The following is a 19,277-nucleotide window of genomic DNA, read 5'->3' on the forward strand; positions in this document are numbered from 1 at the left end:
GGGGCCGGCCCGACGCCTTCGTCTTAATTGAGGAGAAGGTCTGCTGAGAGAGCGCTCTCTCACCGGGCACGGTAATCGAACGCCGAGATTCTCGTCAATGTGTCCGGCTGGTTGCGTGCTGATGTCGCGATTTGCCGCCGGCGGGGCCGGCCCGATCCCTGGGCCCGACGCGCGGCCGTCAGCTCAGGTCGTACCAGCGGGCCCACTCGTTCGCCACGGCGACCCGGACCGGGTCCGGGTCCGCCCAACTCCAGTTGGGGTGGGCCCGGTTGGTGAGAAGGACGAGCACGAGCCTGCGGTAGGGGTCGACCACCAGGGAGGTGCCTGTGAAGCCGGTGTGCCCGAAGGCGGTCGGACGGCTGATCCGGCCCATGAACCAGGGTTGGTTGAGCACCACGCCGAGGCCGTGGTCACTGGTGCGACCCGGACGCTCGGCGTCGACCGCGGGCAGGCCTGCGTTGGCGTTGGTCAGCATCAGCCGTACGGTGCTCTCGGCCAGGAGCCGTTGCCCGCCGTACACGCCGCCGTCGAGCAGGAGCCGACCGATGACGGCGACCTCCTGCGCGGTGCTGAAGACGCCCGCGTGCCCGGCGACGCCGCCGAGGTGGTTGGCGACGTCGTCGTGGACGACCCCGCGCAGCAGCCCGCGCGAGGATCGGGCGTCGGTGGCGACCATCCGGGCCGCGCGTTCGGCGCTGCTGATCCAGGTGTCCGGGGTGAAGCCGGTCCACAGTAGACCGATTGGGTCGGTCAGGTTGGTCTTCAGTGCCTGGTCGAGCGTCTGGCCGGTGACCTTCTCGACGAGCTTCCCGGCGACCATCAGACCGACGCTCGAGTACCGGAACACGCTCCCCGGCACGGCGCCCGCGACCAGCGGAGTGGCGAGCACAGCCCTCCACCTCGCGTCCAGGGTGCCCGAGCTGGTGCCGCTGGCGCCGACCGGCAGGCCGCTCGTGTGCGCCAGCAGCATCGCCACGGTGACCGCCGACTTGCCGGTGCCTGTGAAGTCCGGCAGATAGCGCACCACAGGCGCGTCCAGGTCGAGGCGACCCCTCTCCACCTGCTGCAGCACGAGGATCGCGGTGTAGACCTTCGTGATCGACGCCAGGTCGAAGATCGAGTCTGGACGCATCCGGACACGCTGCGCCGCCGGCAGGAGCACCGGTCCCGCGTCGAAACGCAGGGCCTCACCCACGGTGACCCGCGCGCTCGTCTGCCCGTCCGTGCTGACCAGCGCCACCGCGCCCGCGTACGACGGGTGCGCGGGATTGTCGGCTGTGGGTTCCAGGTGTTCGGTGAGCAGGCGGGTCAGCCGTTTGCCGAGCGTCGTCGCCGCCGGGCCCAGGGGAATGGTGGCACCGCCATGACCGGCGGCCACGGACGCGGCCGGCCGAGCACCCGTCTGTTCCGCCGGGTGGGTCGGCTGGCGACCGGTGAGTGCCGCGGCGGCGGTCAGGCCGAGGCCGAGCAGCGAACGACGATTGAGGCGCACGGGTGGATCATTCCAGCCGGCCGGGCGTGTCGGCAGCAGTCGACACGCCACGACTGCCGGACGAGGTCAGCGGAGACCGGCGAACAGATCGTCCTCCGGCAGCGGCGCGTCGGTGGTGTCCCGGACCCGGACGAACGTCTCCATGCCCATCAGCTCGGTGAACCGCTCCCGGCCCAGCTGGAGGAAGAAGATGTTCTCGGTCTGGCTGGCGTGCGTGGCCAGGGCGTCGAACTTCTGCCCGCCGTACGCCCGGGTGTCCACCCAGGTGGAGATCTCCTCGTCGGGCAGGCCCAGCTGCGGCTGTGGCTCGTCCGGCTCGGCCCACTCGACGCCCATCTCCTGCATGATCTTGCCGAACTCCGCGAAGGCCGTACGCGGCACCGTGGTCCAGTACACCTTCGCGGGGATGTCGGTCTTCGCGACGGCCGCCATCGTGATCCGGTGCGCCTGGATGTGGTCCGGGTGGCCGTAGAAGCCGTTCTCGTCGTAGGTGACCACGACGTCCGGGCGGTACCGCCGGATCAGCTCCGCCAACCGGTCCGCCGCCTCGTCCACCGGAGTGGTCCAGAACGAGCCGGGGAGGTCGTTGGTCGGCCACCCCATCATCCCGGAGTCGGCGTACCCGAGGGTCTCCAGGTGGGTGACCTTCAGCGCCGCGCAGCTGGCCTCCAGCTCGGCCTGGCGCATCGCCACGACGGACGCCGGGTCGTGCCCCGGGTCGCCGGGTTTGACCCCGCCCGGACCGTCACCGCACCGCCCGTCGGTGCAGGTCACGAGCACGGTCGTGACCCCCTCAGCCGCGTAGCGGGCCAGGACGCCGCCGGTGCTTGTCGCCTCGTCGTCGGGGTGGGCGTGCACCGCCATCAGGGTCAGGGTTCGTTCAACCATGCAGTCAGCCTACGAGGACCGGCGGGGATCGGTGGTGACCCGCGCCACGGCGCCACTGAGCGCGGCCGCCGGGGCTACGACCAGAACCGGCGCGACTTCGCCCGGTTGATCTGGCACACCGCGTCACCGAAGTGGCCGTTCGACGACGCGACCTTCGACCGCAGCGCGGCGGCACGGGCACAACCTGCCCCAGGAGGCACCCCGCGCCTTCGCCGAAGCGGTGCTCCACGTCTGCGCTCAACGCTGAGCCCTCGGACGTTCCACGCGGACCGGGTCGCCGCGGACCAGCTCGTCGTGCACGCGCCAGCGGGCGGTACGCACCGCGCGCCGTGCGGCGTCATCACCCTCCTCGACGCGCTGACGCAGTAGGCGCAACGCGATGCGGCGGTTGAGGGTGAACTGCCGCTCCGTGTCCACCACCACGACGATGCCCGACGGCCGGTGGGTCGCCCGTACCGCCGTGCTGGCCTTGTTCCGGTGCTGACCGCCCGGCCCGCCGGTCCGGCAGCCGACGATCTCGACGTCCGACTCCGCGAACGGCGTGGACGGGGCGTCGCCGTGGGGTCGCCGCGCCGTGACGTACCAGTTCTTCCGGCCGGCGCCCGCTCGGTACGGGCTGGGTGCCTGCCAGCACAGGGTGCCGGTCCACGAGGCGGCGAACGCCTCCGCGTCCCCGCCGGTGATGCGGATCAGCACCGACCGGTAGGTGCCGGGCCGCTCACCCGGCACGGCCCGGACCTGCTGGACCGTCAACCCCTGACGGCCGGCGTCAGAGGTGAGGCGGTGCAGCAGCCGGCCCACCGCCCAGGCGCACTCCTGGGGGCCACGACCGGCGGACAGCAGCAGGTACGTGCTCACGACCGGCCCCGCCCGTGCCGCCGCTCCCGCCGTCCGGTGCGCGACGCCGCCCCGAGGTCCGGCGTCTTGTACGTCACCAGGGGCGTCGTGTCGACCACCGGCGTGGCCAGATCGTGCGCGACGAGGTCCGCGATCACCTGCTCGATGCGTTTGTACGCCGTCGGCGCCTCCTCGAACAGCAGCTGCCGGTCGCCGCAGACCACGACCGAGCCCACCGGCGTACGACGCAGTTCCTCCACCGTGTGCTTCGCCCGGCCGCGGCGCAGGGCGTCGGCGCGCGACATCTTGCGACCCGCGCCGTGCGCCACCGAGTGGTTGGCGTCCGCCCCGGCGTGGGCCGCCACGAGGCAGGAGGTGGTGCCCCGCGTACCGGCGATGAGCACGTCCCGGCCGTCGCCCGGCGCCGCGCCCTTGCGGTGCAGGTAGACCCCGTCGCGAACCTCGACCAGGTTGTGGCACTGGTCGACGATCGGTTCGGTCGGCTCGGCTCCCAGCGCGTACGCGACCCGCGCCGCGAGGACCCGACGGTTGAGCGAGCCCCACCGTACGGCGGCGTCGTGCAGCGCCAGGTAGGCCTCGGGGTCGACGGCCCGGCCGGCGCCGTGGACCTCGGTGTGCGCCCGCAGGATCCGTTCGCCCAACCCCCGTGAGCCACTGTGGACGATAAGCACGAGCGCGCCGGTGTCGAGCCCGAGACGGCGCGCGTGCCCCGCGTCGAGGACTGTGTCGACGCGTGCCAGTTCGACGAAGTGGTTGCCCCGGCCGACCGTACCCAGCCCGTCGAGGTGGCCCGCGGGGATCTCCGCCGGTACGACGGCCCAGGCCGGATCGTCGGCGTCGCGCCTCGGGTCCAGCGCGCGGTCGAGGTCGGGGAACCGGGTGGCGAGGCGTTCGGGTACGGCACGCCTGAGCCGGATGGGGAACACGGCGATGCCGCATCCGATGTCGGAGCCCACCAGATGTGGGTACAGCACCGTCGACGCCATGGCGGCGCCGATCGGGGCGCCCTTGCCGGGGTGCAGGTCCGGCATCGCGGCGACGTGGACCATGCCGTCGAGGGCGGCGACCTGCTGACACTGTGCGAGCGCGTCGGACTCGATCCAGCTCGCGGGCGAGGCGAAGACGGTGACGGTGGCGGGCGTGCGGGAGTACACCTGGGACAAGGGGTGCTCACTGTTCTGAAGAGACGGACGGACGGCGGCGCGGCCCGGGAGTCGTCACCGGGGGCGCGAGCGGGGGTGTGTCCGTCAGTACGTCATGGGTGTCACTCTCGCGGAATCCGCGAGCACCCGGCAAGCGAGTTTTCCTCGCGGCTTACGCTGCCGCGATGAGCGCACCGCGACGCATCCTGGTCTACGGCGTGTACGGCGCCGGCAAGTCCACCCTCGCCGCGCGCCTGGCAGAGCACCTCACGGTGCCCTGGTATCCGGTCGACGACCTGCTGTGGCAGCCGGGCTGGGTCGAGGTGCCTGTCGCGCAGCAGCGCAGCCGGATCGAGGAGATCTGCCGACGGGACCGTTGGATCATCGACGGGGCGTACCACGGCTGGCGGGACGTACCGTTGGCCCGCGCCGACCTGGTCATCGGCCTGGACTACCCGCGGTGGCGTTCGTTCTGGCAGCTGCTGCGCCGTACCGCCCGGCGCCTGGTGACGCGCGAGGTGATCTGCAACGGCAACCGTGAGTCGCTGGGCAGCGTGCTGTCGCACGACTCGATCCTGATCTGGCACGTCGCCGCGTTCGGTCGGGCGAGGCGACGGATGCGCGCCTGGCGGGATGACCCGTCCGTGCCCCAGGTGCTGCTGTTCGACTCACCGTCGGCTCTCGACGACTGGCTGGCCGCCCTGCCCCACCGGTGATCCGGCTCAGCCGGGGTTCGTCGTCGCCTGTCGCACGGCCCGTCCCCGGACGCAGGGCGAGGACGGGCCGTTGCTCGTCGCCGGGAAGCGGAACTCCAGCAGCTCCTCGATGACGAACCCGTGTGCCCCGATGGCGGCGACGGTGTCCCGGGAGGTGTGGCAGCCGGCGAAGAGCGTCGGCCACACCGTCGCGTCGAGCAGCCGCTGCACGCGCCGCAGGCGGCCGGATTCCTCGGCGGCGACGTGCTCGAGGAACCGCACCTCACCGCCGGGGCGCAGCACCCGGGCGACCTCGGCGAGCGCGACGGCCTGATCGGGCACGGTGCACAACACCAACGCGACGACCGCCGCGTCGAACTCGCCGTCCCCCGCGGGCAACGCCTCGGCCAGACCGTCGACGACCGTGACCGGAACGGGCGCCGTCGCCGCCGCCCGCAGCGCCGCCGCGCGCAGACGTGGCTCCGGTTCGACGGCGAGGACCCCGGTCACCGTGGGCGGGTAGTGGGGGAACATCAGGCCGTTGCCCGCACCGATCTCGATCACCCGGCCGGTCAGGCCGGCGACCAGCTCCCGCCTGTGCTCCGCGGTTCCGGCGCGGTCCATGGCGACGCTGAGCCGCTGGTAGACCCGGGCGAACACCGGGTGGGAAACCGTGGCCATGCCGACCTCCAGCGGTGGTGGTGAACTCCGGCGATTGTCGCGCACGGGCGCACGCTTTCCGGCTTAGACCCTGGTATATAAGGGGTTCGGGTGGTCGTTTGCGGGGTGGAGATCGATAGCCAGGCTCGCCTTCAGCGTGGCGGCGTGACAAGAGGAAGGGCCTTCGGTACGAGCAACGGTGACTAGCCAGCAGCTCGAACCCCGAAGGCCCAACCCGGTCTGTATACCTTGTCACCGGGATTGCCACATCGATGATCCCGGCCACTCTCGCCGAGCACCTGCGCAGCGCCCGGCCACGGCACTACCCGTCCGACACCAGCGACGCCGAATGGGCGATCCTCGCCCCATCAGCGCACCTGAACCCCTTATTTACCAGGGTCTTACTTGCCAGGGTCTTGCTTCGCCGGGACTGCGACGCCGGTGGAGGTAGTCCGACGGGGTGCAGCCGTACTGCTTCTTGAAGGTACGGACGAAATGGCTGCTGTCGGTGAAGTGCCAGCGGGCTGCCGCCTCCGAGATCGTCGTCGAAGGAGTGGCGAGCAGCAAGCGGGTGGCCTCCTCCAAGCGGCGGCGGCGAATGTATGCGCTCAGCGGCTCATCGGTGGTGGCGAACGAACGCTGCAATGTTCGTACCGAAACGTGCAGGCAGGCGGCAATGAGTTCCGGGGTCAGATGCTCCGACTCCAGGAGTTCCTCCGATAATTCCCGGGAGGCTCGGACCAGAGCGGGGACGAAGGCCGATTCCTGCTGGTCGAACTCGCTGAAAACCACGCCTTTCAAGAGTTCGACGAGCGCTGAGGCGGCGCCCTCTCGTCCGCGCGGGCCGAGATGGGGAAGGTTCTGCCGGATCGTCTCTGCGTGGGCCACCAGCAGACGCAGCGGCGCCATGCTCGTCGCGCCCATCGTGGGTTTGCCGGCCAGTAGCCGGCGGAGGAGGTGGCCGGGGAGAAGCAGGGCGAGGGCAGCGATGGGCGAGGTGGTGTCGAAGTGATGGTCCTGCGTGATGTGGCCCAGGAAGTAGCGTCCCGGTGTAAGTCGCACGTCACCGCGCCCGGTCGGGTCGTTCAGAAGCAGCGCACCCCGGTGAACGGCGTACAGGCGGATCTGGTCCTGTTCGAGGGCGCCGACCTCAGCGGTCCGGATACGTGATTCCGCCTGATAAGTGGCGATGACGATGCCGTCGAGCGCGACGTTCTGGAAAGTCCCGGTGAACTCCCGGGCTGTGGACGCCGAGTACGTGGGGTGGCGGAAAGGTTCCCCCAGTTCGTTCGCGTAGGCCTCCAGATACGCATCGAAACCCTTCTGGCCGCCTTGGGCGCCCTCCGCGTTCAACATGAACGCCCCGCTGCTGTTCGGCATGTTGGTTCGAGGTCCTCTCGGATCCTGACGCGACGATACAAAGTCGAGTCGTACGGATACAAGCCCGAAGGCCACGCTGGCTTCTAGAGTCGGGTTTTGAATTTTCGTCCTACGCGAGCGAATGGAAATCGGCCTTGTCGAACTTTGTTTTTGTTCCCGGAGTCAACCATGGCGGGTGGTGCTGGAATCCTGTGGGTCGGCGGGTGCGTGATGCGGGTCATGCCGCCTACGCCCTCACCCTGCCCGGGCTTACGCTCGGCGATGACACCACCGGATTGCAGCTGGCGGACGCGGTGAAGTACGTCGTTGACGAGGTCGAACGCCGGGACCTGCACGACGTCGTTCTGGTCGGGCACAGTTTCGCCGGCGTACCGATCAGCGGCGCCGCCTCACGCTTGCGGGAACGGCTGACGCATCTTGCGTTCTTCAGCGCGTTCATTCCGCGCTCAGGCGAGTCGATGGCTTCGGCCCTGGGCCCGCAGACGGCTGCCTGGATACGGGCAACCGCAGAGGCTTCCCCTGGTGGCACGATCGACCTCGATTTCGAAACGTTGAGCACACGGCTCATGCAGGACGAGCCGGCGGTGTTGCAGAGGATGGTTTTCGAGCAGTTGACGCCTCATCCCGGCGGCTACGTTCTCGATGCGTGGGAGGGCGAAGACCTTCGTACGCTGGGCGTGCCGATGACCTACCTGCTGGCCGAACGTGACATTGCGCTGGCCGCCCCGGGTTCCGAGTTGGCATCCCGGCTCGGCGTGGAGCCGGTGATGGTGCCCGGCACGCACGAGGCCCTGCTGACCCATCCGGATGAGCTGGCCGGAGCCCTCCTAAAGGCCACCGTGACGCCGGGAAACTGATTACGGTGCTTCCTCATGTCCGCTTGACACGCCGCCCACGAGCGGGATCGTCGACTTTCACCAGGCGGTGCCCGCCTCGCCGGCACCCGGCTGGACGACTGGCGGTCCCGGACGTCCGGCGGGAGCTGACCCGGTCCGCTCACGCACGCGTCGCACCAGCTCCCGTACCGCCCCGGTGAACGGCTCGTCGGACTCGCCAGGCCAGTGCCCCTCGATCGGCGGCGGCACGCTGTCGCTGGGCGGTGTCACCACGTCCCGGGGGTCGCGCTGGCGGCGGTCCACCCCGTCCGCCGGGTCGCCGGTCGCGGGCGGGACCGCCGAGCGGTGGGCGGAGAAGATCCAACCGCCGATGGGGTCCGTGTCGCGCCACAGGTTCACCCAGCGCCAGCCGACCCGCCTGCCGATCTCCCGCAGCGCGGCGTCGTCGACGTAGGCGGGGAAGAGCCGCGCGTACAGCCGCCGCAGCGGCGAGCCGTGGGTGAGCAGGGCGACCCGGTTGCCGACGTGTGGCGGCAACTGGAGCACCGTCGCGGCGAGCAGGACCGAGCCGTGACTGTGCCCGGTGAGCAGCACCGCGTCCCCGCGCTCCACGAGGTACGTGATGCGCCGGGTCAGCTCCGGCACGGCCCGTTCGGAGTAGCAGGGCGGCGCGAACGGGTGGGCGGCCCGCGGCCAGAAGGTGCCGAGGTCCCACAGGACGCCCACGTGCCGCCGGAACGGGACCGTCCGGTACGCGAAGACACCGCCGACGACCAGGCCGAGGATGATCGCCGTGATCGCCCAGCTGGTGGACGCGATGCCGAAGGTGACGGCGTGGGCCGGCAGCCCGGCGAACCGCTCCACGACGTCACTCGGGAACTGCCCGAGCAGGCCGATGGTGGTGGTGGCCGTTCCGAGCCCGGCGAAACAGCCGTAGGCGACCGCAAGCGGCACCAGCCGCTCGGTGAACCGGGCGCGAGCTATCGCGTTTCGGACCTGCCGCAGTCGAGGCGCCGCCTCCGCCGGCGGATCCGGGTAGTCGTGCGCGACGATCGCCGCCGCGGCCCGGCGCCGGGCGCGTCGGGAGACGAGCACGAGCAGGCCGGCGACGACAAGCGTGAGCACCACCGCGCGCAGAAAACCGAAGACCACCCAGGTGTACGCCGGGGGAGGGCCGGTGGTGATTCCCTCCCCGGTCGGCAGATCGCGGTCCAGGAAGTCCGCCGCCCGGTAGACCAGTTCGGCGGAGTACGCCACCGCGACACTGATTCCCGTCGCCGCGATGAAGAGGGCCCCCAGCCCGAACATCGACGTGACGCCCCGCCCGCGGTCGCGCCGCCACAGCAGCACCACGCCGAGGACGGCCAGCAGCGCCGTCTGCGCCACGAACACGCCGGCCAGTGTCGTGTCGTAGCCGGGAAGCCCGCGCTCCTGGCTCCACGGCTCGGAGCTGACCAGCGTGTGGACCATGACGACGACGGTCAGGACGACCGCGACGGTCCGCAGCGCGGAGGTGATCCGGTCGAGGCGGCGGTCGGTGGCGCCCCTGTCGATAAGCGGCGGTGTGCATAGCAGGCCCACACAGGCGGCCAGGACCACGGCGGTGGCCACGCCCAGCCCGATCGTGGTGACGGTGGCGCCGGTCGCGGCCCGGGCGAGCAGCAACGTCAGGTCCAGCGTCGCGAACGCGGCGGCGACGTGGATGGAGCGCAGCCGCCCCACCAGCGGCTCGGCGTCCCACTGGCCGATGGCGCCGAGGGGAAGGTCGGAGACGTCCCGCTCGGGTGCGCGGAACGCGGCGAACGCCCGTCCCGGCCGGTTGCTGGACCGCCAGACCAGGCCGATGGCGGCGGCCGGCACCAGCGCGAGCACCGCCAGCCGCAGCCCGACCGGTTGCCCACCCAGCCAGGACAACCAGCTGCGGCCGGCCAGGCAGCGGGGCGAGGCCGTGCACGTCCAACCGACCAGATCCAGGGCGACGCCGGAGATGGCGAGCACGTACAGCGCGGTGAGGGTGAGCGCCAGCACCCGGCACAGGGACTTGACCACGGCCTCCGAGCGGGGGTCCGCCGGACGCATCCAGATCGCGACGTTGACAAGCATGAACGGCAGCAGGAAGACCAACGCCAGGGTGCGGGCCACCGTCCCGGACGGCAGGTCACCCCAGCGGTACGCCTCGAGCGTCACCCCGTGCGTGGCGCCGGTGTCCGTACGCCCGGGTCGTTGCCGGTAGAAGCCTCCGCTGCGGTCGCCCGCGACCTGCGTGATCTGCCGCAGGTCAAGCACCTGGTCGGGGCTGGCGCCGGAGACGCCGTGCACCCGCACCTCCACGACGTCGCCGGGGACGTCCGGCCCGCTCAACCGCGCTGATCCATCCGACATCGCCCCCCGACGCGTCCTGACCGGCATCGGGCAGGTCCTTGCGCCGAGGCCGGGCCACCAACTCCGCGTTCTACCCGGCCGGGGCGGCCCCAACCGCCGGCCGGCGGCTCACGCGCTCGCGACCGGGTCGGCTCAGCCGGACCGCCCGGAGCGGGCCAGCTGCCGTAGGCGCGCGGTGAGGAGGTCGTACCCGGCGGGCCGGACGCCACCGGCGGGGTGGCCGCCCACGCGCTTGACCCGGCCGCCGCCGACCGGCTCTGGACGTACGCCGAGAAGGCGGTTGTCACGCGCTGAGGCACGACGCGGCCATCGGCGGCGCGGTACGGGACTGATCCGGTTGACCCCGGGTACGTGCCGCCATGGTCGATGTCGGTCGGCAGGGAGCGGACAAGGGCACGCCGACCCGGACCGGCCTGGCGGCGAGGCTCACCGGGCTGCGTGAGCGTTCGGTGGTCGAACTGCGGGACCGGGGGCGTCGGGTCCGCGCCATCGGCGGGCTGGCCCTGCAGGCCGGACTGGCCGCGGCGCTGTCCTGGCTGGCGGCGCACGAGCTGCTGCACGTCTCACAGCCGGTGTTCGCCCCGATCTCGGCGGTGTCGACGCTCGCCGCGTCCGTCGGCCAACGGTTGCGCCGCACCGTCGAGCTGGTCATCGGTGTCACGGTCGGGGTGCTGATCGGCGATCTGCTGCTCCTGGTGATCGGCACCGGCTGGTGGCAACTCTCCCTGATCGTCGTCCTGGCCGTCCTGGTCGCGTTGTTCCTGGTCGGCGGCGCCGCGGTGATGATCCAGGCCGGTGCCACGGCGGTGCTCATCGTCGCGCTGAGTCCGTCCGTGCGGGACCTGGAGATCCCCCGCTTCGTGGACGCCCTCGTCGGGGGATCGGTGGCGCTGCTGGTGACGGCCGTCCTGCTGCCGCTGAACCCGTTGCGGGTGCTCAACCGGGCGGCCCGGCCGGCGCTGGACCTGCTCACCGCCCAGCTCGACGCGACCGCGTCCGCCCTGCGGGAGGGCGACGTCGCCCGTGCGCGTGCCGCGTTGACCGCGCTGCGGGAGAACACCGATGAGATGAACGCCCTGATCGAGGCGACCAAGGGCGCTCGGGAGGCCAGCACCCTGTCGCCTGTCAACTGGCATCACCGGCACGGGCCGGTGAGCCGCTACGCCCGGATGGCCGAGCCGATCGACCGGGCGATGCGCAACAGCGGGACGTTGATCCGCCGGGCGGTGACCCTGATCGAGGACGGCGAGCCGGTCCCGGAGCCGATGCCCAGGGCGGTCGCCGACCTGGCCGAGACGGTCCGGCTGCTCAAGCAGCAGTTCGCCGCCGGCGACGAACCCCTTCGGGCACGGGAGGCGGCGTTGCGGGCGGTCTGCGCGGCGGGTGACGCGTACCGCGAGGGCGTCGGGTTCTCCGGCGCCGTCGTGGTGGCGCAGGTCCGGACGACGGTCAGCGATCTGATGGTGGGCACCGGGCTGACCCAGGAGACCGCGAACCGGCTGGTGAGGCGCGCCTTCGGTGAGCTTCGGCCACCCGCCGCCCTCACAGACGACGACGGTCTGGCACCACCGGCGACAGCAGACTGAGCCATAGGTGTTGCACTCTGAGCCAAAGTGGTGCCATGATGGTGCCATGGAGCTGAGGTCGTACGTCGAGAACCTGCGAACCGAATTCGCCGTGGCGGCGGAGGGAGTTGACCCGGAGGCACGGGTGCTGGCCGAGAGGCTCTTCACCCAACTGGAGGCGGCCACCCGCCTCACGTTGCTGGAGGCGCTGTCCGACGCCGCCGACGAGATCACCCGGGAGCTCGCCCCGGGGTCGGTGCACGTCCGGCTGCGCGGCCGCGAACCCGACTTCGTGGTGACGCCGGCCAACCTTCCGGTCGACCCGGCGGGCGAGGTCACCGAACCACCCCCGATGCCGGCCCCGCTGCTCCCGCCCGAGGGCGACGACGGTGGCACGTCGCGGATCAACCTCCGCCTGCCCGACCACCTGAAGGCCAGCGTCGACGAGGCGGCCAGCCGGGCCGGGCTGTCGGTAAACGCCTGGCTGGTGCGCGCCGTCGCCGGCGCGGTCGCGGCCGGCGGGACAGACCGGCAGCCACCCCGCCGACCGGAGCCGCCCCGCTCCGGCCAGCACTTCACCGGCTGGGCGCGCTGACCCCCGTACCCCCTCTCCTTCCTTCGCCGCCCACCGGCGGTGACCTTCGCCGACCACCTTCCGGGAGACCGCCATGCCTGTTTTCGACACGCCAGAGCCGATTTCCGTCCAGATCGAGATGCCGGTGGGGGACGCGTGGATCGCCGCCACCGACCGCACCGACACCGTGGTCCAGGTGCGGCCCCGTGACCCGTCGAGCAAGTCCGACGTGAGCGCGGCCGAGCAGACCACTGTCGAGTACGCCGCCGGGAAACTGCTGATCAGGGTGCCCAAGAGCTGGCGCCGCTACGGCTTCGGGTCCGGCCCGTCGGTCGACGTACTGATCGAGCTGCCCACCGGGTCGCGGCTGCACGCGGAGGCGTCCTGGGCGGCGTTCCGCTGCGAGGGCCGGCTCGGTGACTGCCGCATCAAGACCGGCAGCAGCATCCGGCTCGACGAGACCGGGCCGCTCGACATCGACAGCAGCCACGGCGAAGTCGCCGTCGAACGCGTCGCCGGCTCCGCCCGGGTGAAGGCGTCCTCCGGCAAGGTCCGCATCGGTGCGGTCGACGGCACCGCCGAGATCAAGAACTCCTCGGGCGACTGCTGGATCGGCCAGAGCGGCGGGGACGCGCGGATCAACACCGCGTACGGCGACATCACCGTCGACGCGTCGACGGCCTCGGTGAACGCCCGTACCGCCTACGGCAACCTCCGGTTGGGTCAGGTCGTACGCGGAGCGGTCGAGTTGCAGACCTCGTACGGGGCGATCGAGGTAGGCGTCCGCCGGGGCACCGCCGCCTGGCTCGACGTCAGCTCCCGACACGGCCGCGTGCACAACGCGCTCGAGACGACCGACAGCCCGGCGCAGACCGACGAGACGGTCGAGGTCCGGGCGAACACCTCCTACGGCGACATCACGATCCGCCGCGCCTGATCCACCTCCACGAATCGAGGCAATCCATGACCAGATCCCGACCATCCGCGATCAGCGCGACAGGTCTACGAAAGTCCTACGGGGACAAGGTGGTGCTCGACGGCATCGACCTGGAGATCGCCGCGGGGACGATCTTCGCGCTGCTCGGCCCCAACGGCGCCGGCAAGACCACCACCGTGCGGATCCTGTCCACCCTGATCGACGCCGACGGCGGCGAGGCCCGCATCGCCGGGCACGAGCTGAGCCGGCAGGCCGACGCCGTACGCGCCCTGATCGGCGTCACCGGCCAGTTCTCCGCTGTGGACAACCTTCTCACCGGGCGGGAGAACCTGCGGCTCATGGCCGACCTGTGCCACCTGGACCGGGCGGCCGGGCACCGACGCGTCGAGGACCTGCTCGTCCAGTTCGACCTCGTCGACGTGGCGGGCAAGCCGGCGTCGACGTACTCCGGAGGGCTGCGCCGACGGCTCGACCTCGCGATGACGCTTGTCGGCGAACCGCGCGTCATCTTCCTCGACGAGCCGACGACAGGCCTCGACCCGCGCAGCCGCCGCGCCATGTGGCAGATCATCCGTGACCTCGTCGCCAGCGGCGTCACCATCCTGCTCACCACCCAGTACCTGGAGGAGGCCGACCAGCTCGCCGACCGGGTGGCGTTCCTCGACCACGGGCGGCTCATCGCCGAGGGCACCCCGCGCGAGCTGAAACGGCTCATCCCCGGCGGGCACGTCGTCCTCCAGTTCGCCGACCAGGACGGGCTCGACGCGGCGGCGCGCACCCTCACGCCGTCCACCCGCGACGACGCGGCGCTCACCCTCCAGGTGCCGAACGACGGCGGGGTCGGATCACTGCGCTCCCTGCTGGACCAGCTCGACCGGGCCTCGATCAGCGTGGCCGGTCTCGCCGTGCACACCCCCGACCTCGACGACGTCTTCCTCACGCTGACCGGTCAACCCGACCACGAAAGGGCCATGGCGCGATGAGCACCCTCACCCTCGCCGTCCGCGACTCGAGCACGATGCTGCGACGCAACCTTCTGCACATGCGCCGCTATCCCTCGTTGACACTCATGCTCATCGGCATCCCGGTCATCCTCCTGCTGGTCTTCGTCTACGTCTTCGGCGGCACGCTCGGCGCCGGCCTCGGTCCCTCCGGAGGTCGTGCCGAATACGCCAACTACGTCACCCCCGGCATCCTGCTCATCTCCGTGGCCAGTGCGGCGCAGGGCACCGCCATCGGGGTCGCCATGGACATGACCGAGGGGATCATCGCCCGGTTCCGGACCATGGCGATCTTCCGACCGTCGGTCCTCACCGGCCACGTACTGGGCAGCGTCATCCAGACGATGCTCGCTCTGGTGGCCGTCGTCGGAGCGGCGCTGCTCGTCGGGTTCCGACCCGACGCCACCCCGCTCGAGTGGCTCGCCGTGGCCGGTGTTCTCATCATGATCACCGTGGCGGTCACCTGGCTCTCGGTCGCCCTCGGCCTGGTGAGTGAGAGCGTCGAGACGGCCAGCAACCTGCCGATGCCCCTGGTGCTCCTGCCCTTCCTGGGCAGCGGGTTCGTTCCCACCGACTCGATGCCGACGGCGGTGCGGTGGTTCGCCGACTACCAGCCGTTCACGCCCGTCATGGAGACCCTGCGGGGCCTGCTGTTCGGCACCGAAATCGGCGCCAACGCGATCCTCGCGGTCGCCTGGTGCGCCGTCATCACGGTGCTCTGCTTCCTCTGGGCCAAGACCCTGTACAACCGCAGTCGGGCCGCCTGATCCGGCGCTCGACGCGCGGCCACCCGCACCAACGACGGCCCGGATCCCGCAAGGGGTCCGGGCCGTCGGTCGTGCCCGCGTCGGCGAGCGTGCGGAGGCGCAACGGAAACGTCGAATGTTATCGATAACACCGATCATCGCCCCGGCGCGGCGAGGGGCCCGACTTCCTGCGGGGCGCTCGGCCCCGAGCCCGGCGGTGCGCGGGCGTCGTTCCATTGATCTGATCATGCCGGCGCGGCGCTCGGATGATGTTATCGCTGACATCGCCGGTGCCGGGGCCGGACGTCGTGACTGGATGGTCCTCGCGCGGCTGTGCGGGGACGCTGCGCTCGTCGTCCGGCCCGCCGACGGGCCCGCCCGTCCGGTCGCCGGCCCGGCGACCGGCCCCTCGTCCCACGTCCGCGGCGGGCGCCGGGATCGAGTGTTTTGCACCGTTCCGGTATCAACGCGCCCGAGTCGATCCGGCCCTGCCGTTCCGTTACGTAGCTGTTGCGGTCAGATGTCTTGACGACGCTGGATGTGAGCGTTAACACTATCCCCGTTAACGGTGGAGGTGAACATGAACCGTGTGGACGGAGCTGACGACCGCTATGTCGTCGGTGTCGACTTCGGCACCCTGTCCGGACGAGCTCTGGTGGTTCGCGTCGGTGATGGTGCCGAACTGGGGACCGCGGTGCACGAGTACGGCGACGGAGTCATCAGCACGGCGCTTCCGGGAGGTCGACCGCTTCCCCCGGACTGGGCCCTGCAGAACCCCGAGGACTACCGCGACGTGCTGCGGTACGCCGTCCCGGCGGCGCTGGCCGCCGCGGGGGTGGACCCGGCGGCGGTGGTCGGCATCGGCATCGACTTCACCGCCTGCACGGTGCTGCCGACCCTCGCGGACGGCACTCCGCTGTGCGAGACCGCCGAGCTTCGCGACAGGCCACACGCCTGGGTGAAGCTGTGGAAGCACCACGCCGCGCAGCCGCACGCCGACCGGATCAACGCGCTCGCCCACGAGCGGGCCGAGCCGTGGATCGGCAGGTACGGCGGCAAGATCTCCGCCGAGTGGCAGTTCGCCAAGGGCCTGCAGATGCTGGAGGAGGACCCGGAGGTCTACCACCGGGCCGAGCGTTTCGTCGAGGCGGCCGACTGGATCGTCTGGCAACTCAGCGGCACCGAGACCCGCAACGTCTGCACTGCCGGTTACAAGGGAATCCTCCAGGAGGGCACCTATCCCTCCGAGGGCTTCCTGACCGCGCTCAACCCGGGCTTCGGCGACTTCGTGGCCAAGCTGGACGGTCCGCTGCTGCCCCTCGGGGCGCGCGCCGGCGCGCTGACCGCCGAGGCCGCCGCGTGGACCGGCCTGCCGGAGGGGATCGCGGTGGCCGTCGGCAACGTCGACGCGCACGTCACGGCGGCGGCCGCGCAGGCCGTGGAGCCCGGCCGCCTGGTCGCCATCATGGGTACGTCCACCTGCCACGTGGTCAACGGCACCCAGGTCGCCGAGGTGGCCGGGATGTGCGGGGTCGTCGACGGCGGTATCAGCCCAGGCGCCTGGGGTTACGAGGCCGGCCAGAGCGGAGTCGGTGACATCTTCGGCTGGTTCGTCGAGCACGCGGCCCCGGCCGGCGTCGACTCGCACGAACGCCTCACCGAGCTGGCCGCGAGCCAACCGGTCGGCGCGCACGGTCTGATCGCGCTGGACTGGTGGAACGGCAACCGTTCCCTGCTCGTCAACCACGACCTCAGCGGGATGATCGTCGGCATGACCCTGGCCACCCGGCCGCCTGACATCTACCGGGCGCTGCTGGAGTCCACCGCCTTCGGCACGCGGATGATCATCGAGGCATTCGTCGAGGCCGGGGTCACCGTGAACGACCTGGTGATCGCCGGTGGCCTCACCAACAACGCGTTGCTGATGCAGATCTACGCCGACGTGACCAGGCGACCCCTGAACATCATCGCCTCCGCCCAGGGGCCGGCGCTCGGCTCGGCGATCCACGCCGCCGTCGCCGCCGGCGAGTACCCGTCGATCCACGAGGCAGCACAGGCGATGGGTCGGGTGCACGAGGCCGTCTACCGGCCGGACCCGGACCGGGCGCGCGCCTACGACGCCCTCTACGCCGAGTACCGGGCGCTGCACGACCACTTCGGACGCGGCGGCGACGACGTGATGCTCCGCCTTCGGGCGATCCGGAACGCCGCGGTCGGCACCGCCGCCCCCGCGCACGGGACCGCGCTGGAGGTGGTGGCGTGAACGCCGAGGTGAGTCGACAAATCGGCGCTCTGCGTGAGACCGTCGCCCGGCTGCACGCCGAGTTGACCCGGTACAACCTGGTCGCCTGGACGTCCGGGAACGTCTCCGCGCGGGTCCCCGGCCACGACCTGATGGTGATCAAGCCGAGCGGGGTGAGCTACGACGACCTCACCGCGGACACGATGGTGCTGTGCGACCTCGACGGCGTACTCGTCGAGGGGGACTTCGCCCCCTCCAGCGACACCGCCGCGCACGCCTACGTCTACCGGGCCATGCCGGACGTCGGCGGGGTCGTGCACACGCACAGCTCGTACGCGACCGCCTGGGCCGCGTGCGGGGAGTCGATCCCCTGTCACCTCACCGCGCAGGCCGACGAGTTCGGCGGGGAGATCCCGATCGGCCCGTTCGCGTTGATCGGCGGCGACGACATCGGCAAGGGCATCGTCGCCACGCTCGCCGGGCACCGCTCACCTGCGGTGCTGATGCGCAACCACGGCGTGTTCACCATCGGGCGGGACGCCCGCGCGGCGGTCAAGGCGGCGGTCATGTGCGAGGACGTGGCCCGTACCGCACACCTCGCCCGCACGCTCGGGCAGCCGGTGCCGATGGCGCAGGCGGACATCGATGCTCTTTATGACCGTTACCAGAACGTCTACGGTCAACAACCAGTCGCACCGGCGGGTTCCTGACCGTCCACCGGTTATCCGGGACCTGCCGGTCTGCACCACGACGCACCAGCACGCACCAACCCGCGTACGCCGCTTCCGCACCTCGGCGGTTGGCGCGGTCACCCACCACACCCAGCCAAGGAGAACTGATGAGAAAGTTGCGAACGCAGCGCGTCATCGCGGTCCTCGCCAGCGTGCTGCTCGTCGGCGGCGTGGCGGCCTGCGGCAACAGCGACACCGGCGGCGGCGGGTCCAAGGACGACGGCAAGATCACGCTGGGCTTCTCGCAGGTCGGCGCGGAGAGCGGGTGGCGTACGGCGAACACCACCTCGATCAAGGAGTCCGCTGCCGCCGCGGGCATCGACCTGAAGTTCGACGACGCGCAGCAGAAGCAGGAAAACCAGATCAAGGCGATCCGCAACTACATCCAGCAGAAGGTGGACGTGATCGCCTTCTCGCCGGTGGTGGAGTCCGGATGGGACACGGTGCTCAAGGAGGCCAAGGACGCCGGCATCCCGGTCATCCTGACCGACCGCTCGGTGGATTCGGCCGACAAGAGCCTGTACAAGACGTTCCTCGGCTCGGACTTCGTCAAGGAGGGCCGCCTCGCCGGCGAGTGGCTGGTCGAGCAGAAGAAGGGCGCCACCGGCCCGGTCAACATCGTGGAGTTGCAGGGCAACACCGGCGCGGCCCCGGCCAACGACCGCAAGAAGGGCTTCGGCGAGGCGATCGCCGTCAACCCGAACCTGAAGATCATCGCCTCTCAGCCGGGTGACTTCACCCGGGCGGGCGGCAAGCAGGTCATGGAGCAGTTCCTCAAGGCCAACCCGAAGATCGACGTGCTGTTCGCGCACAACGACGACATGGGCCTGGGCGCGCTCGAGGCGATCACCGCCGCCGGCAAGGTGCCCGGCAAGGACATCACCATCATCACCGTCGACGCCGTCAAGGACGGTATGCAGGCGCTCGCCGACGGGAAGTTCAACTTCATCGCCGAGTGCAGCCCGCTGCTCGGCCCGCAGCTGATGGACCTGGCCAAGAAGGTCCACGCGGGCGAGGAGGTGCCTGCTCGGATCGAGACCGAGGAGACCACCTTCACCCAGGAGCAGGCCAAGGAGGCCCTGCCCAACCGCAAGTACTGATCGACGACGGGGTCGCCGCGTTCGCGCGGCGGCCCCGCCGCGTCGCTC

17 protein-coding genes are annotated in these 19,277 nt (G+C 71.0%); 10 read left to right on the forward strand and 7 right to left on the reverse strand.

Annotated features, from left to right (window positions below; translation table 11 throughout):
• Window positions 1-178: 178 nt before the first annotated feature.
• The 4 genes from ACFY1S_RS06965 to ACFY1S_RS06980 all read right to left on the reverse strand — a co-directional run bounded on the left by ACFY1S_RS06965 (window position 179) and on the right by ACFY1S_RS06980 (window position 4,401).
• On the reverse strand, window positions 179-1,492 hold the full coding sequence (locus ACFY1S_RS06965; protein ID WP_387113588.1) for a serine hydrolase domain-containing protein: 1,314 nt from the start codon (window positions 1,490-1,492) through the stop codon (window positions 179-181).
• A gap of 66 nt (window positions 1,493-1,558) precedes the next feature.
• Window positions 1,559-2,380, reverse strand: coding sequence for a PIG-L family deacetylase (locus ACFY1S_RS06970; RefSeq protein WP_387113590.1), 822 nt, complete (start codon window positions 2,378-2,380; stop codon window positions 1,559-1,561).
• Between the two features lie 237 nt (window positions 2,381-2,617).
• Entirely contained in the window at window positions 2,618-3,238 is a 621-nt protein-coding gene (prfH, locus tag ACFY1S_RS06975) for a peptide chain release factor H (protein ID WP_387113592.1), read from the reverse strand.
• Window positions 3,235-4,401: an RNA ligase RtcB family protein gene (locus tag ACFY1S_RS06980; protein ID WP_387113594.1), complete on the reverse strand. Its 1,167-nt coding sequence runs from the start codon at window positions 4,399-4,401 to the stop codon at window positions 3,235-3,237. The genes prfH and ACFY1S_RS06980 overlap by 4 nt, the downstream gene beginning before the upstream one ends.
• 164 nt (window positions 4,402-4,565) lie before the next feature.
• On the opposite strand from ACFY1S_RS06980, the gene ACFY1S_RS06985 reads away from it, so the two are divergent.
• Window positions 4,566-5,096: an adenylate kinase gene (locus ACFY1S_RS06985; protein ID WP_387113596.1), complete on the forward strand. Its 531-nt coding sequence runs from the start codon at window positions 4,566-4,568 to the stop codon at window positions 5,094-5,096.
• A gap of 6 nt (window positions 5,097-5,102) precedes the next feature.
• Here ACFY1S_RS06985 and ACFY1S_RS06990 read toward each other — a convergent pair whose 3' ends face one another.
• The gene (locus ACFY1S_RS06990; RefSeq protein ID WP_387113598.1) at window positions 5,103-5,756 is read right to left on the reverse strand and encodes a class I SAM-dependent methyltransferase; all 654 of its coding nucleotides are present in this window, start codon (window positions 5,754-5,756) and stop codon (window positions 5,103-5,105) included.
• A gap of 369 nt (window positions 5,757-6,125) precedes the next feature.
• On the reverse strand, window positions 6,126-7,115 hold the full coding sequence (locus ACFY1S_RS06995) for a helix-turn-helix transcriptional regulator (RefSeq protein ID WP_387113600.1): 990 nt from the start codon (window positions 7,113-7,115) through the stop codon (window positions 6,126-6,128).
• Window positions 7,116-7,249: 134 nt separating this feature from the next.
• Between ACFY1S_RS06995 and ACFY1S_RS07000 the strand changes: the two genes are divergently transcribed.
• Window positions 7,250-7,972, forward strand: coding sequence for an alpha/beta hydrolase (locus ACFY1S_RS07000; RefSeq protein WP_387113602.1), 723 nt, complete (start codon window positions 7,250-7,252; stop codon window positions 7,970-7,972).
• A gap of 57 nt (window positions 7,973-8,029) precedes the next feature.
• Here ACFY1S_RS07000 and ACFY1S_RS07005 read toward each other — a convergent pair whose 3' ends face one another.
• The gene (locus ACFY1S_RS07005; protein ID WP_387113604.1) at window positions 8,030-10,312 is read right to left on the reverse strand and encodes a hypothetical protein; all 2,283 of its coding nucleotides are present in this window, start codon (window positions 10,310-10,312) and stop codon (window positions 8,030-8,032) included.
• Window positions 10,313-10,692: 380 nt separating this feature from the next.
• Between ACFY1S_RS07005 and ACFY1S_RS07010 the strand changes: the two genes are divergently transcribed.
• The 8 genes from ACFY1S_RS07010 to ACFY1S_RS07045 all read left to right on the forward strand — a co-directional run bounded on the left by ACFY1S_RS07010 (window position 10,693) and on the right by ACFY1S_RS07045 (window position 19,229).
• Window positions 10,693-11,919 (forward strand): aromatic acid exporter family protein, encoded by a 1,227-nt coding sequence (locus ACFY1S_RS07010; protein ID WP_387113606.1) that lies wholly within the window; start codon window positions 10,693-10,695, stop codon window positions 11,917-11,919.
• A 46-nt stretch (window positions 11,920-11,965) separates the two neighbouring features.
• Window positions 11,966-12,493, forward strand: a complete 528-nt coding sequence (locus ACFY1S_RS07015; protein ID WP_387113608.1) for a hypothetical protein — start codon at window positions 11,966-11,968, stop codon at window positions 12,491-12,493.
• Window positions 12,494-12,566: 73 nt separating this feature from the next.
• Window positions 12,567-13,409, forward strand: a complete 843-nt coding sequence (locus ACFY1S_RS07020) for a DUF4097 domain-containing protein (RefSeq protein ID WP_387113610.1) — start codon at window positions 12,567-12,569, stop codon at window positions 13,407-13,409.
• A 26-nt stretch (window positions 13,410-13,435) separates the two neighbouring features.
• Window positions 13,436-14,392, forward strand: coding sequence for an ATP-binding cassette domain-containing protein (locus ACFY1S_RS07025; RefSeq protein WP_387113612.1), 957 nt, complete (start codon window positions 13,436-13,438; stop codon window positions 14,390-14,392).
• Window positions 14,389-15,177, forward strand: coding sequence for an ABC transporter permease (locus ACFY1S_RS07030; protein WP_387113614.1), 789 nt, complete (start codon window positions 14,389-14,391; stop codon window positions 15,175-15,177). The genes ACFY1S_RS07025 and ACFY1S_RS07030 overlap by 4 nt, the downstream gene beginning before the upstream one ends.
• A 559-nt stretch (window positions 15,178-15,736) precedes the next feature.
• Complete coding sequence (gene araB / locus ACFY1S_RS07035; protein WP_387113616.1) at window positions 15,737-17,419, forward strand: ribulokinase; 1,683 nt, start codon at window positions 15,737-15,739, stop codon at window positions 17,417-17,419.
• Window positions 17,416-18,108: an L-ribulose-5-phosphate 4-epimerase gene (locus ACFY1S_RS07040; protein ID WP_364376118.1), complete on the forward strand. Its 693-nt coding sequence runs from the start codon at window positions 17,416-17,418 to the stop codon at window positions 18,106-18,108. Before araB ends, ACFY1S_RS07040 begins: the two co-directional genes overlap by 4 nt.
• Before the next feature lie 128 nt (window positions 18,109-18,236).
• Window positions 18,237-19,229 (forward strand): ABC transporter substrate-binding protein, encoded by a 993-nt coding sequence (locus ACFY1S_RS07045; RefSeq protein ID WP_364376115.1) that lies wholly within the window; start codon window positions 18,237-18,239, stop codon window positions 19,227-19,229.
• The last annotated feature ends 48 nt before the right edge of the window (window positions 19,230-19,277 follow it).

This window comes from Micromonospora sp. NPDC000663 (genome assembly GCF_042898105.1).
Classification (GTDB): Bacteria; Actinomycetota; Actinomycetes; order Mycobacteriales; family Micromonosporaceae; genus Micromonospora.

What these genes read in the sequence shown, in the direction of transcription:
- araB (WP_387113616.1), top strand. Translation starts at nt 15,737, where the DNA reads ATGAACCGTGTGGACGGAGCTGACGACCGCTATGTCGTCGGTGTCGAC.
- ACFY1S_RS07030 (WP_387113614.1), top strand. Translation starts at nt 14,389, where the DNA reads ATGAGCACCCTCACCCTCGCCGTCCGCGACTCGAGCACGATGCTGCGA.
- ACFY1S_RS06970 (WP_387113590.1), bottom strand. Translation starts at nt 2,380, where the DNA reads ATGGTTGAACGAACCCTGACCCTGATGGCGGTGCACGCCCACCCCGAC.
- ACFY1S_RS07025 (WP_387113612.1), top strand. Translation starts at nt 13,436, where the DNA reads ATGACCAGATCCCGACCATCCGCGATCAGCGCGACAGGTCTACGAAAG.
- ACFY1S_RS07015 (WP_387113608.1), top strand. Translation starts at nt 11,966, where the DNA reads ATGGAGCTGAGGTCGTACGTCGAGAACCTGCGAACCGAATTCGCCGTG.
- ACFY1S_RS06985 (WP_387113596.1), top strand. Translation starts at nt 4,566, where the DNA reads ATGAGCGCACCGCGACGCATCCTGGTCTACGGCGTGTACGGCGCCGGC.
- ACFY1S_RS06995 (WP_387113600.1), bottom strand. Translation starts at nt 7,115, where the DNA reads ATGCCGAACAGCAGCGGGGCGTTCATGTTGAACGCGGAGGGCGCCCAA.
- ACFY1S_RS06990 (WP_387113598.1), bottom strand. Translation starts at nt 5,756, where the DNA reads ATGGCCACGGTTTCCCACCCGGTGTTCGCCCGGGTCTACCAGCGGCTC.
- ACFY1S_RS07020 (WP_387113610.1), top strand. Translation starts at nt 12,567, where the DNA reads ATGCCTGTTTTCGACACGCCAGAGCCGATTTCCGTCCAGATCGAGATG.
- ACFY1S_RS07010 (WP_387113606.1), top strand. Translation starts at nt 10,693, where the DNA reads ATGGTCGATGTCGGTCGGCAGGGAGCGGACAAGGGCACGCCGACCCGG.
- ACFY1S_RS07045 (WP_364376115.1), top strand. Translation starts at nt 18,237, where the DNA reads ATGAGAAAGTTGCGAACGCAGCGCGTCATCGCGGTCCTCGCCAGCGTG.